The sequence below is a fragment of the Chromobacterium vaccinii genome (genome assembly GCF_001855275.1).
GTDB classification, from domain to species: Bacteria; Pseudomonadota; Gammaproteobacteria; order Burkholderiales; family Chromobacteriaceae; genus Chromobacterium; species Chromobacterium vaccinii.
In genome coordinates this window covers 3847454-3860384 of record NZ_CP017707.1, presented here as the reverse complement: position 1 = coordinate 3860384, position 12931 = coordinate 3847454, and the positions used below count along the sequence as shown (strand labels likewise).

Below are 12931 nucleotides of genomic sequence, written 5' to 3'. Positions count from 1 at the left end.
GCCCAGTCGCCGGCCCGACAAGGCGACTGCCTGTATATAATTGTCAAAACCCCGTCAGGACAAGCCAGCACAACAAAAGCATGCCGCAGCGCGGCCATCGCCCGGCCCCCATCCAACGGCTTGATTGACGCTCGTAATAAAACGACTGGAATTATCCACGAATTGAGGAGTTTCTCATGGGCACCACCGCACCAAGATTAGATGTTCTAGCCCCCCTTTCCGGGTGGCTGGTCCCCTTGGACAGCGTTCCGGACCCCGTGTTCGCCGGCAAGATGGTCGGCGACGGCATCTCGCTCGATCCCACCTCGGGCAGTCTGCTGGCTCCGGTCAGCGGCGTGGTCAGCAATCTGCATTCCTCCCACCACGCGCTGACCATCACCACCGCCGAAGGCGTGGAAGTGATGGTGCACATCGGCATCGACACCGTGATGCTGAAAGGCGAAGGCTTTTTCCCCCTGGTCGAGCAAGGCCAGCGAGTCGCCGTCGGCCAGCCGGTCATCGACTTCGACCTTGACCTGGTCGGCCGCAAGGCCGCCAGCCTGCTGACCCAGATCATCGTCACCAACGGCGAAACCGTGGCCAGGATGAGCCTGGCCGACGGCATGGTCGACGCCGGCAAGAGCGTGGTGCTGTCGCTGCAGCTGGCCAACGGCAAGGCCGTGTTGCCTACCGAAACCGCCGAACCCCAACTGTCCGCCGACATCTCCATCGGCAACCCCGCCGGCCTGCATGCCCGTCCGGCGGCGGTATTCGCCAGCAAGGCCAAGACCTTCTCCTCCGACATCCAGTTGATTCTGGGCGACAAGGAAGCCAACGCCAAATCCGTGGTCGCCATCATGGGTCTGGCCACCAAGCTGGGCGACCTGGTGCGCGTGCGCGCCGCCGGCGGCGACGCCTCAGCCGCCATCGCGGAACTGACCCAATTGCTGAACGACCGCTGCGGCGAAAAGGCCGACGAGGCGCCTATCGCCCCGGCCGCCGCGCCGGTCTTCGCTCAGCAGCAGGACAGCGATAGCCAACTGGCCGGCGTCGGCGCTTCGCCCGGCATCGCCATCGGCCGCATCGTCCACCACCGCATGCAGGAATTCGACGTGCCCGAGCACGGCAAGGGCGCCAATGTGGAACAGCAGGCGTTCTCCCGCGCCGCCGAGGAGGCTTCGGCCCAGCTGGACCTGGTCAAGGCCCAGCTGACTGACCCGGCGAAGCAGGCCATCCTGTCCATGCACCAGGAACTGCTGCAAGACCCTGAGTTGCTGGCGCAGACCTATACCGGCCTGGCCGACGGCAAGTCCGCCGCCTGGTCCTGGCGCGCGGCCTTCAGCGCCTATTCCGCCCGCCTGGAAGCTCAAGACAATCCGCTGCTGCGCGAACGCGCCAACGACATCCGCGACGTGGGCCGCCGCGTGCTGGCGCTGCTGGCCGGCGTGAAGCAGGCCGCGCTGGAACTGCCGGCCGGCTCCATCCTGATCGCCGAAGACCTGGCGCCGTCCGACACCGCCGCGCTGGATCCATCCAAGGTGATGGGCTTCTGTACCCGCACCGGCGGTGCCACCAGCCACGTGGCCATCCTGGCCCGCTCGCTGGGCATCCCCGCGATCTGTGGCATCTCCCAGGCCGCGCTGAAGCTGCCGGAGGGCCTGCAGGTGATCCTGAACGGCAACGAGGGCACGCTGGCCATCGCGCCGAGCGCGGACGACATCGCCGCCGCCGAGCACGATATCGCCCGCCTGGCCGAGCGCCGCGCCGCCGAGGCCGAAAGCTCGATGCGTCCGGCCGCGACCCGCGACGGCGCCCGCATCGACGTGGTGGCCAATATCCGCAACGCCGCCGACGCGCGCGAAGCTGTGGCCAAGGGCGCCGAGGGCGTGGGCCTGCTGCGCTCGGAATTCCTGTTCGACAACCGCGAAACCGCGCCCACCGAAGCCGAGCAAGCCGCCGAATACTGCGCGGTGGCCGAGGCGCTGGGCAAGGAGCGCCCGCTGGTGGTGCGCACGCTGGACGTGGGCGGCGACAAGCCGCTGTCCTACCTGCCGCTGCCCAAGGAAGACAACCCCTTCCTCGGCCTGCGCGGCATCCGCGTCAGCCTGGAACGCCCCGACCTCTTGCGCACCCAGCTGCGCGCCATCCTCCAAGCCGCTCCGCTGACGCAGCTGCACATCATGTTCCCGATGGTGGCCTCTCTGGAAGAGCTGCGCGCCGCCAAGGCGGTGCTGGCCGAAGAGCAGGCCGCGCTGGGCGTGTCCGGCGTCAAGGTGGGCATCATGGTGGAGGTGCCGTCGGCCGCGGTGCTGGCCGCGCGCTTCGCACCGGAAGTGGACTTCTTCTCCATCGGCACCAACGACCTGACCCAGTACGTGCTGGCGATGGACCGCGGCCACCCGCAACTGGCCAAGCAGGCCGACGCGCTGCACCCGGGCGTGCTGGCGATGATCGCGCTGACCTGCGAGGGCGCGCGCGCGCACGGCAAGTGGGTGGGCGTCTGCGGCGGCCTGGCTTCCGACGAGCGCGCCGCGCCTCTCTTGGTGGGCATGGGCGTGACCGAGCTGTCGGTCAGCACCCCGGCGGTCGCCTCGGTGAAAGCCACGCTGGCGCGCTGGAGCATGGACGAGTGCCGCGAGCTGGCGCGCGAGGTCCTGGCGCTGTCCACCGTGACCGACGTCCGCCACCATCTGAATCAACTCGCTCGTTAACAGAATAAGCCTCGGCGCAGGCCAGGTTCGCGGCGCCGGGCGGGGAGACCGCCGGGAAAACCCGGCGCCGTCCGGCGCCACTCAAGCGGCTTGGCGCGCGAAGAGGCTTTATAGAGGGGACGGCGTCACTGCCGCTCGAAATTCCATAAGCATGTCAAAGCAGGATAATAATCATGTTTAGTCAATCATTCGCTTTTCTGCAGAAGATCGGCAAGGCGCTGATGCTGCCGGTGGCGGTGCTGCCCGTAGCGGGCTTGCTGCTCGGCATCGGCGCGACCGACTTCCACACCCAGAACACAGTCTTCCTGGCGATCCTGTCGCTGATGAAGAACTCCGGCGACGTGATTTTCGGCAACCTGCCGCTGATCTTCGCCGTCGGCGTGGCGCTCGGCTTCACCGAGAACGACGGCGTCGCCGCCATCGCCGCGGTGATCGGCCACCTGGTCACCACCGTCACCCTGGGCGTGATGGCCGGCATCCTTGGCGTCGCCACCACCCCCATCATGGGCCTGCCGTCGATCCAGACCGGCGTGTTCGGCGGTATTCTCGCCGGCGGCCTGGCGGCCTATATGTTCAACCGCTTCTACCGGATCAAGCTGCCCGAGTACCTGGGCTTCTTCGCCGGCAAGCGTTTCGTGCCCATCATCACCGCCATCGGCGCCATCGGCCTGGGCGTGGTGCTGTCCTTCGTCTGGCCCCCGATCGGCAACGGCATCAAGTCCTTCTCGCAATGGGCGGCCGTCAGCGATCCGCGCACCGCGGCCACCGTGTACGGCTTCGTCGAGCGGATGCTGATTCCGTTCGGCCTGCACCACATCTGGAACGTGCCGTTCTTCTTTGAAATCGGCGCTTTCCCGGATGCGTCCGGCAAGATCATCCACGGCGACATCAACCGCTTCTTCGCCGGCGACCCGACCGCAGGCATTCTGTCCGGCGCCTTCCTGTTCAAGATGTTCGGCCTACCGGCCGCGGCCATCGCCATCTGGCACTCGGCCAAGCCGGAGAACCGCGTCAAGGTCGGCGGCATCATGATTTCCGCCGCGCTGACCTCCTTCCTGACCGGCATCACCGAACCGATCGAATTCTCCTTCCTGTTCGTCGCGCCTGTGCTGTACCTGATCCACGCCGTGCTGGCCGCCTCCACCCAGTTCGTGGCCAATACGCTGGACATGCACATGGGCTTCACCTTCTCGCAGGGCGGCATCGACTTCCTGATGTTCAACCTGATCGGCGACAAGGCCAAGCACGCCGGCTACGTGTTCATCCTGGGGCCGATCTACGCGGTGGTTTATTACTCGGTGTTCCGCTTCGTGATCGCCAAGTTCAATCTGAAGACGCCGGGCCGCGAAGATGAAAGCGCCGAAAGCATCGGCGCCGTCAGCGAGGACCAGCGCGCCCGCCAACTGGTGCTGGCCTTCGGCGGCCGCTCCAACATCCGCAGCCTGGACGCCTGCATCACCCGCCTGCGCATCGCGGTGCAGGACACCGCCAAGGTGGACCAGCCCAAGCTGAAAGCGATGGGCGCGTCCGGCGTGGTGGTGGTGGGCAGCGGCATCCAGGCCATCTTCGGCCCCTTGTCCGAGAACCTGAAGACCGATATGGAGATCTATCTGCGCGGCGCGGGCAGCGATGCCGAGCTGTCGTCCGCCCCGGTTGCCGCTCCGGCTCCGGCCGCCGCGCCCGCGGCCTCCCCGGCAGCCGCCAAGGCCGACGTCTCCGCGCTGAAGCAGGCGCTGGGCGGCCCGGCCAACCTCGGCAAGGTGGAGGCCATCGCCCACACCCGCCTGCGCGTGGAGCTGAAGGACGCCGCCCGCTTCAACGAGGCCGCGGCCCGCGCCGCCGGCGTCTCCGCCGTCACCCAGGTGGCGCCGGGCGTGCTGCACCTGATCGTCGGCGAGCAGGCCACGGCGCTGGCCGCCGCGCTGCAGGGCTGACCATTCCCAGTCATGCCGCAAACAAAAACGCCAGCGAATCTCGCTGGCGTTTTTCATTTCCCCATCCCTCAGCGCGCCACCCTCAGCCCGCCCTCTACTCCCTCCCGGCTGAACAGCACCTGCCACAACTGCAGGTCGCGCGCGCGGAAAGCCCCGGCGCAGGCGTTCAGGTAATAGGTGAACATCCGGTAGAAGCGGGACGGGTAATGGGCCGTCAGCTGAGGCCAGGCCTGCTGAAAGCGCTGCAGCCAGGCCATCAGCGTCAGGTCGTAGTCGGCGCCGAAATTGTGCCAGTCCTCCACCAGCCAATAGCGCTCGCTGGCCCGGGCGATATGCGAGACCGACGGCAGGCAGCCGTTGGGAAAAATGTATTTCTCTATCCACGGGTCGATGCGCAAATCGGTCGTCTTGGCGCCTATCGTGTGCAGCAGGAACAGGCCGTCCGGCGTCAGATTGCGCGCGGCGGTCTCGAAATAGGCATCGTAATTGCGCGGCCCGACGTGCTCGAACATGCCCACCGAGACGATGCGGTCGGCCCTAAGCGCCAGGTGGCGGTAATCCTGCAACAGGATGTCCACGTCCAGCCCGGCGCAGCGCTGCAGCGCCAACTGCCGCTGCTGCTCGGAGATGGTGATGCCGGTGACCCGGACGCCGTAATGGCGCGCGGCGTAAGCGGCCAGGCCGCCCCAGCCGCAGCCTATGTCCAGCAGGTGCATTCCGGGTTTGAGCCCGAGCTTGTCGCAGATCAGCCTGAGCTTGGCCTCCTGCGCCTCCTCCAGCGTGGCGGCGTCCTTCCAGTAGCCGCAGGAGTACTGCATGTTCGGGTCCAGCATCGCGGCGAACAAGTCGTTGCCCAGGTCGTAATGGTGTTCGCCCACCTTGCGGGCCCGCCGCAAGGACTGGTAATTGACCAGCCTGGCCGCCATCAGGTACAGCGTGTCGCGCCAGCGCCGCGGCAGCCTATTCTCCAGGCCGGCGCGCATCACCCGCTGGAAGAACGCGTCCAGCCGCTCGCACTCCCACCAGCCGTCCATATAGCTTTCGCCCAGGCCCAAGGAGCCCTGCTGCAGCACGCGGCGGTAGAACTGCGGATGGTGGACTTGAATGTCGAACGGACGGCTGCCGTTGACGGCGACGCCGGCGGCGGCCAGCATTTCCTCGATGATGGCGCGCCCCGGCAGGCGGGCGTTTCCGCTCTCATTTTCCAGACACGATGAATTCATGGCGATCCCCCCGGCATGGCCACTCAGCACAACGAACTCGATCGACGATCAGAAACAAGGACAGACGTTTTACCTAGCTTAACGCGCTCCCGCCCCGCTTGGCCAGCGGGAGAAATCCAGTCTGCGAACGCGCCGCCGGCTACAGCGTGAACAGCTCCCGCAAGTGCAGCGCCACGCCCGACTCCGCATGGCTGCCGATGCGGCGCGCCTGCGGCAGCATGTCGCTGAGCCGCGGATGCGCGTTCCCCATCACCCGCGGATGGCCTGCCGCTTGCAGCAGCTCGATGTCGTTCTGGCCGTCGCCGAAAGCGAGGCACGCGTCCGCCGGGATGCCCAGCCGCTCCAGCACCCGTTCCAACGCATGGCCCTTGGACACGCCGGCCGCCATCACCTCCAGGCAATGCTCCAGCGAGAAGGTGATATAGAGCCTGTCGCCGAAACGCTCTCGCAGCTTGCGCTCCACGCCCAGCAAATGCTCGTGCGGCGCGATGTACAGCACCTTGCCCACCCCCTCGCCGCCGTGGCGGGCCAGATCGCACACCCGATACGCGGTGCCGGAATCCTTGTGCATGTCCAGCAGTTCCTGGCAGGGTTCGCTGATCAGCCACTCGTCGTCGAGATAGAAATTGACGATGGCGCCGGCGGCGAACTCCGGCTGCGAAATGACGCGGACCAGCTCCGCGTCGATGTTCCGCCGATAGATCAAGGCATCGTCAGGATCATGCACCCGCGCGCCGTTGGAAGTGATCAAATGGGCGCGCACGCCCAGCGCCTGGCGGATGCCCCTGACGTCCAGGTAATGGCGGCCGGTGGCGAGCGCGAACCGCACGCCGCGTTTTTCCAGACGCTGCAGGGTTGCGGCGGTCAACGGGGTCACGGCGTGATGCTGGTCCAGCAGGGTGCCGTCCAGATCGGAGGCGATGAAACGGTAAGGCATGTGAGCTCCGGCGCAATACAAGCTGCCGATTATACGCCGTCGAACCAAGACCTCCGCCGACCGTCCTCAAATTGACAAAGACATATGGCCTGGATAACTTGACCTATCCGCATGCCCCCCCCGCTACGCTCGGAAAACCGCAAGGAGAACTCCCATGGCCAATCGATACGGCCAATTATTCCGCACGCCGGGCGTTACGGCGCTGGCGCTGGCCGGCTGGGTGGCGCGCCTGCCCAGCACCATGGTGGGGGTCGGCATCATCACCATGCTGTCGCTGACCCGGGACAGCTACAGTCTCGCCGGATCGGTGGCCGCCACCTTGATGCTGGCCACCGCCCTGCTGACGCCGCAGGTGTCCCGCCTGGCCGACCGCTATGGCCAGAGCCGGGTGCTGCCGCCGGCCACCGGCATCGGCGCTCTCGCCCTGCTGGCGCTGGTCCTGTGCAGCCGCCTGGACGCGCCGCACTGGACGCTGTACCTGTGCGCGGCGCCGGCGGGCTGCCTGCCCAGCATCCCGGCGATGACGCGGGCCCGCTGGGCGAAGCTGCTGGAAGGCCAGACGCTGCTGCCGACGGCGTTCGCGCTGGACAGCGTGCTGAGCGAGATAGCTTTCGTGATGGGCCCGCCGCTGTCGATAGGCCTGTGCATGGCCTGGTTTCCCGAAGCCGGTCCGCTGACGGCCGCGCTGCTGATCCTGTTCAGCGTCTTCGCCCTGCTGCGCCAGAAAGCCACCGAACCGCCGGCCCACCCCTCCGCGCCGGGCAGCGGCCGCTCCGCGCTCTTCCTGCCGCCGGTGCCGGTTCTCGCCCTGCTGATGGGCACGCTGGGCGCCATCGCCGGCATCATCGATGTCGCGGCGGTGGCTTTCGCCAAGGCGCAAGGCTCGCCGTCCGCGGCCGGCTGGGTGCTGGCGCTGTACGCCCTGGGCTCCGGCATCGGCGGACTGGCCTTCGGCGCGCTCAAACCGGCGCTGCCGCTGGGCAGGCTGTTGCTGTGCTGCTGCGCGGCCACGGCGGCCAGCTCCGTCTTCATCTCGCTGGCGCCGAATGTTTTCTGGCTGGCTGCCGTGATGCTGCTGTCCGGACTGTCTTTCGCGCCGACGCTGATAGTGGCGATGGAAATGGTGGAGAAAGCCGTGCCGCGCGCGCGGCTGACAGAAAGCCTGACCTGGCTGGTCACCGGCATTCTGCTGGGCGTGGCCGGCGGCGCTTCCTTGTGCGGCCTGACGATCGATGCCTACGGCGCCCGCGCCGGACTGAGCCTGACGCTGGCGGCGGGCGCCTGCGCGCTGCTGATCGCCGCCGCCCTCCCCCGCGCGCCCTCGCCCAAAAGCGCCGTGGAGGACGCCTGCTGAGGCTGCCTGGCGCCATCCCGGCGCCCAATGCAAAAAGCCGAACCCTTGCGGATTCGGCTTTTTCAATCTGGTGGCCAGTCGCGGAATCGAACCACGGACACGCGGATTTTCAATCCGCTGCTCTACCAACTGAGCTAACTGGCCTTGCTGTGGTGGCCAGTCGCGGAATCGAACCACGGACACGCGGATTTTCAATCCGCTGCTCTACCAACTGAGCTAACTGGCCACTTTTACCTTCAGCGCTACCGCGCCGTCAGAGCCACGCATTTAATCAGAGGACGCTATTCGCGTCAAGGAATAATTGCAAAAAAACAGCCTGTCGCCGCCCTGTGAAAACAAGCGGCCCGGCCGCTCTACGCGGCCGGGCCTTCAGATCAAAGACTTACATCGCGTCCGGCTGACGGGACGGATGCGCTTCGGCGAATGCCTGCAAATGCTCAAGCGCCTCCGCGACGCGGACGATGTTCGGATACGGCGCCAGATCCACGCCGAAACGGCGGGCGCTGAACACCTGCGGCAGCAGGCAGACATCGGCCAGCGTCGGCAGATCTCCGGCCGCGTAACGGCCCGGCGACTCGGCCATCTGCTTTTCCAGCGCGTCGAAGCCGGTGCGAATCCAGTGGCGTATCCACTCCGCCTTGCCCTCCTCGTCCTTGCCGTACTCGGTCTGCAAATACTTGCCGACCCGGGTGTTCTGCAAAGGATGGATGTCGGCGGCGATGGCCAGCGCCAGCGAGCGCACCCGCGCCCGCGCCGCCGGCTCAGCCGGCAACAGCCGCGGCGTGTCCGGGTAAGCCTCGTCCAGGTATTCGCAGATGGCCAGCGACTGGGCGATCCTGACGCCGCCGTCGTCCAGCAGCGGCACCAGGCCTTGCGGGTTGATCGCCAGGTACTCGGCGCTGCGCTGCTCGCCCTTAAGCAGATTGATCGGCCGATAGCGGTAATCCAGCCCCTTCAGGTTCAGCGCGATGCGCACCCGGTAGGCGGCGCTGGAGCGGAAATAGCCGTACAACACGCGATCAGTCATGTTTCACCACGGTCTGTTCGATCACGCCGAAGATGCTATCGCCGGCCGCGCTCTTCATCTCGATGCGCACCGTGTCGCCCACCTTCATGAACGGCGTCTTCGGCGCGCCCTGCTCGATGGTTTCTATCATCCGTTGCTCGGCCAGGCAGCAAGAGCCGACCGAGCGGTCCTTGTTGGAGATGGTGCCGGAGCCGACAATGGAGCCGGCGGCCAGCTCGCGGGTCTTGGACACGTGGGCCACCAGTTGCGGGAAGCTGAATTGCATCTCAACGCCGCAATCAGGCTTGCCGTAGAAAGCGCCGTTGTAGTCGACCAACAGCGGCAGATGCACCTTGCCGCCGTCCCAGGCTTCGCCCAGCTCGTCCGGCGTGACGGCGACCGGCGAGAAGGCGGTGGCTGGCTTGCTCTGGAAGAAGCCGAAGCCCTTGGCCAATTCCGGCGGGATCAGGCCGCGCAAGGTCACGTCGTTGACCAGCATCAGCAGGCGGATGTGCTTGGCGTCGGCCGGCGCGCCCAGCGGCACGTCGCCGGTGACCACCGCCACCTCGCCCTCGAAATCCAGCCCCCAGGCCTCGTCGCGCAGCGGGATGTCGGCCGTCGGCGCGAGGAAGGCGTCGGAGCCGCCCTGGTACATCAGCGGGTCGGTGTAGAAGCTTTCCGGCACCTCGGCGCCGCGCGCCTTGCGCACCAGCTCGACGTGATTCAGGTAGGCGCTGCCGTCGGCCCACTGGTAGGCGCGCGGCAGCGGGCTCAGGCAGCGCTTGGAATCGAAGGCGACTTCATCCGGCACCTTGCCCTGGTTCAGCGCGGCGTAGACTTCCTTCAGGCGCGGCTCGGCCTGCGCCCAATTGTCCAGCGCGCCCTGCAGCGTGGCGGCGATGGCGGGCACCGCCACGGCGCGGGTGAGATCGCGGCTGACAACCATCAGCTGGCCGTCGCGGGTGTGGTTGTGGTAGGTGGCTAATTTCATCTTGATGTTCTTTCTGCTTCGGCCGCTTCGGGCCGTTCCTCTATATCAATCAATGTTCGGCCTGCCCTGAACACGATTGCGTCGCGAGCGGGCCGAGGTCGGCGCGAGAAGCGCAGCGGTACAAATCGTACCGCGAGCATCGCAGCGCCGAGATCGGCTCGCGCAGCAGCAATGGCGTCAGGCCTGTTTGGGTTTCCAGCTGTCCACGTAGCCTTGCCACTCCACGCTGGCCAGGCCCGGGCCCTGCTCCAGCGCGTCGCGCGCGTCTATCATCACCGCCACTTCGTCGGTGAACTTCTTCGGGTCGGTCATCGCCTTGGCGAAGGCCTTCGGGTGCGGGCCGTGGGTGAAGCCGGCCGGGTGAAAGGTCAGCATGCCGGGCTTGATGTTGTCGCGGCTGAAGAAGTCGCCGGCGTGGTAGAAGATCACTTCGTCGTAATCGTCGTTGTTGTGATAGAACGGCACCTTCAGCGCGCCCGGATCGGACTCGATCGGCCGCGGCACGAAGGTGCAGATCACGAAACCGTCGGCGACGAAGGTGGTGTGCGCCGACGGCGGCAGGTGATAGCGGTGGCTCATCAGCGGGCGGATGTCGCGCCAGTTGACCCGCGCCACCGACAGATTGCCGTGCCAGCCGATGGCGTCCAGCGGGTTGTACGGGTAGGTGACGGTGGACAGCGCGCCGCGGCGCTTGATCACCACCTGCCATTCGTCCTCGGTCTGCTGCGCGCGGAAGGCGTCGTCGATCGCCGGCACGTCCAGCACCGCCTCGTCGAAGATGGCGTGCGGGCCGACCAGGCCCTTTTCCGGCAGCTGGTAGGCGCCGTTGCTGGTTTCCACCAGCAGCATGGTGGTCGGGCTAGCCGGCTCGATGCGCCAGCTGGTGGAGCGCGGCACCAGGATGTAGTCGCCGTCGCGGTAGCTCAGGTGGCCGTAGTCGCAGAACAGCTCGCCGCTGCCGGCATGGATGAACAAGAGGTCGTCGCCGTCGGCGTTGCGGAACAGCTGGGTCATCGCCTTGTCGCAGCGCCAGATCCGTAGCTTGCACTGGGCGTTGTGCAACACCAGCGGCGCGTCCCACGGCGCCGGCGCGCCGTGCGGCAGCTCGTTCAGATCGAAGGCGCGCGGGCGCAGCGGGCCTTCCCAGGCGCTCCAGCCGGTCGGCGGGTGCTTGTGGTGCAGGTGGGTGGCCGGGCCGAAGAAGCCGCTGCGGCCCACTTCGCGCTCGTATATGGCCTCGGCCGGAAAGTCGGCGTGGGCCTGCCGCGAGATGGTGCCTTCGCGGTGCGGGTAACTGATCCATTTACGCATTTTGGATGTCCTGTCGGCGCGGCCTGCGACGCACAGGCCGCGCCATTGCATGATGCACATACGGCAAGACGCCGCGGCGCCCGCCCGGAAGTCCGGAGCCGGCCGCCGCGGCGGGAATGGATCAATCGGCCTTCAGCACGCCGCGGCGGATCTGGTCTTCCTCGATGGACTCGAACAGAGCCTTGAAGTTGCCTTCGCCGAAGCCCTCGTTGCCCTTGCGCTGGATGATCTCGAAGAAGATCGGCCCGATCACGGTTTCGGTGAAGATCTGCAGCAGGATGCCTTCCACCGGCGCGCCGTCGATCAGGATGCTGTTCTTGTGCAGGCGGGCCACGTCCTCGCCGTGATCCGGCACGCGGGCGTCCACCTTCTCGTAATAGGTGTCCGGCGTATCGAGGAAGCGGGTGCCGCGCGCCTTCAGCGTTTCCACCGTGGCGTAGATGTCGGCGGTGGTCAGCGCGATATGCTGGATGCCTTCGCCGTTGTACTGGCGCAGGAATTCCTCGATCTGGCTCTTGTCGTCGGACGACTCGTTGATCGGGATGCGGATCTTGCCGCAGGGGCTGGTCATCGCCTTGGACACCAGGCCGGTCAGCTTGCCTTCGATGTCGAAGTAGCGGATCTCGCGGAAGTTGGCGATGCCGGTGTAGAAATCGGCCCAGGTGGCCATATTGCCGCGCGCCACGTTGTGGGTCAGGTGGTCGATCTCGGTCAGGCCGACGCCGTACGGATGCTGGTCCACGCCCTCCAGCGGCACGAAGTCGATCTCGTAGATGTCCTTGTCCTTGCCGTAGCGGTCGACGAAATACAGGGCCGAGCCGCCGATGCCTTCCACCGCCGGGATGTTCAGTTCCATCGCGCCCACCGGACGCTGGTACGGCTTGGCGCCGTGCGACAGCGCGTATTCGTACGCCTTGGCGGCGTCCTTGACGCGCCAGGCCATCGCACAAGCCGACGGGCCATGCGCCTTGGCGAATTCGCTGGCCGGCTGACTGCGCTCGGCGTTCAGGATGAAGTTGATGTCGCCCTGGCGGTACAGGCGCACGTCCTTGCTGCGGTGGCGGGCCACTTCAGTGAAGCCCAGCGACAGGAACAGCTGGTTCAGCTTCTCCACGCCCTCGGCGTTGGGAGCGGTGTATTCGACGAACTCGAAACCGTCGGTAGCGAGCGGATTTTGCAGCATGGCTTCCATTTTCATCTGTTTCTCCTCTGTTTATAGCCCCATACCTGTCAATGGCGGCATGGACTATCAATTTTCGTTCAGACTTTTGTAAACGTGCGCGGACGGTCCGCGTTATGTAAGCTGACCGCATGCCTATCCGCAGGGCGGAGGAAGCGGTTCGACGGGGCGGGAGGAAGCAGAGACAAGGGGAAGCGGAACGCGCGATGGGACACGCGCGCCGACGCCGGCCGCCAAAAACGGCACGGCTTGGCTCTCCTCCGAACGAATCGTTGTCTGCTGTCACACACCATCGACATGCATCG

Annotated in this window: 9 protein-coding genes and 2 tRNA genes; 3 read left to right on the top strand and 8 right to left on the bottom strand. The window is 66.4% G+C overall.

All coding sequences use genetic code 11. The features are described 5' to 3' along the window. The first annotated feature begins 176 nt into the window (after positions 1-176). Positions 177-2690 carry a phosphoenolpyruvate--protein phosphotransferase gene (gene ptsP / locus BKX93_RS17940; protein WP_070980778.1) on the top strand — a complete coding sequence of 838 codons (2514 nt, stop codon included), beginning with the start codon at positions 177-179 and terminating at the stop codon, positions 2688-2690. 173 nt (positions 2691-2863) lie between these two features. Then, entirely contained in the window at positions 2864-4624 is a 1761-nt protein-coding gene (gene ptsG / locus BKX93_RS17935; RefSeq protein WP_070980777.1) for a PTS glucose transporter subunit IIBC, read from the top strand. Between the two features lie 68 nt (positions 4625-4692). Here the strand turns inward: ptsG and cfa are convergent, their stop codons facing one another. After that, positions 4693-5847: a cyclopropane fatty acyl phospholipid synthase gene (gene cfa, locus BKX93_RS17930; protein ID WP_070980776.1), complete on the bottom strand. Its 1155-nt coding sequence runs from the start codon at positions 5845-5847 to the stop codon at positions 4693-4695. Positions 5848-5986: 139 nt separating this feature from the next. Continuing rightward, the gene (locus BKX93_RS17925) at positions 5987-6784 is read right to left on the bottom strand and encodes a Cof-type HAD-IIB family hydrolase (RefSeq protein ID WP_046155425.1); all 798 of its coding nucleotides are present in this window, start codon (positions 6782-6784) and stop codon (positions 5987-5989) included. Positions 6785-6938: 154 nt separating this feature from the next. On the opposite strand from BKX93_RS17925, the gene BKX93_RS17920 reads away from it, so the two are divergent. Then, positions 6939-8138, top strand: coding sequence for an MFS transporter (locus BKX93_RS17920; RefSeq protein ID WP_070980775.1), 1200 nt, complete (start codon positions 6939-6941; stop codon positions 8136-8138). Between the two features lie 68 nt (positions 8139-8206). On the opposite strand, the gene BKX93_RS17915 is transcribed toward BKX93_RS17920, so the two are convergent. The 6 genes from BKX93_RS17915 to hppD form a co-directional block, all read right to left on the bottom strand. Continuing rightward, positions 8207-8282, bottom strand: a tRNA-Phe gene (locus BKX93_RS17915). 6 nt (positions 8283-8288) lie between these two features. Next, positions 8289-8364 (bottom strand) — tRNA-Phe (locus tag BKX93_RS17910). Positions 8365-8520: 156 nt separating this feature from the next. Continuing rightward, positions 8521-9165, bottom strand: a complete 645-nt coding sequence (gene maiA / locus BKX93_RS17905; RefSeq protein ID WP_046166369.1) for a maleylacetoacetate isomerase — start codon at positions 9163-9165, stop codon at positions 8521-8523. Next, positions 9158-10135 (bottom strand): fumarylacetoacetate hydrolase family protein, encoded by a 978-nt coding sequence (locus BKX93_RS17900; protein WP_070980774.1) that lies wholly within the window; start codon positions 10133-10135, stop codon positions 9158-9160. Before BKX93_RS17900 ends, maiA begins: the two co-directional genes overlap by 8 nt. A gap of 177 nt (positions 10136-10312) precedes the next feature. Further along, positions 10313-11446 (bottom strand): homogentisate 1,2-dioxygenase, encoded by a 1134-nt coding sequence (locus BKX93_RS17895; protein ID WP_046155429.1) that lies wholly within the window; start codon positions 11444-11446, stop codon positions 10313-10315. Between the two features lie 121 nt (positions 11447-11567). Next, positions 11568-12644 carry a 4-hydroxyphenylpyruvate dioxygenase gene (gene hppD / locus BKX93_RS17890; protein ID WP_021476521.1) on the bottom strand — a complete coding sequence of 359 codons (1077 nt, stop codon included), beginning with the start codon at positions 12642-12644 and terminating at the stop codon, positions 11568-11570. Positions 12645-12931 lie beyond the last annotated feature (287 nt).

Bases quoted from the DNA above. Each gene is read 5' to 3' on its own strand.
- BKX93_RS17900 (WP_070980774.1), bottom strand. From the start codon at position 10,135: ATGAAATTAGCCACCTACCACAACCACACCCGCGACGGCCAGCTGATG.
- BKX93_RS17895 (WP_046155429.1), bottom strand. From the start codon at position 11,446: ATGCGTAAATGGATCAGTTACCCGCACCGCGAAGGCACCATCTCGCGG.
- ptsP (WP_070980778.1), top strand. From the start codon at position 177: ATGGGCACCACCGCACCAAGATTAGATGTTCTAGCCCCCCTTTCCGGG.
- BKX93_RS17920 (WP_070980775.1), top strand. From the start codon at position 6,939: ATGGCCAATCGATACGGCCAATTATTCCGCACGCCGGGCGTTACGGCG.
- cfa (WP_070980776.1), bottom strand. From the start codon at position 5,847: ATGAATTCATCGTGTCTGGAAAATGAGAGCGGAAACGCCCGCCTGCCG.
- ptsG (WP_070980777.1), top strand. From the start codon at position 2,864: ATGTTTAGTCAATCATTCGCTTTTCTGCAGAAGATCGGCAAGGCGCTG.
- hppD (WP_021476521.1), bottom strand. From the start codon at position 12,644: ATGAAAATGGAAGCCATGCTGCAAAATCCGCTCGCTACCGACGGTTTC.
- BKX93_RS17925 (WP_046155425.1), bottom strand. From the start codon at position 6,784: ATGCCTTACCGTTTCATCGCCTCCGATCTGGACGGCACCCTGCTGGAC.
- maiA (WP_046166369.1), bottom strand. From the start codon at position 9,165: ATGACTGATCGCGTGTTGTACGGCTATTTCCGCTCCAGCGCCGCCTAC.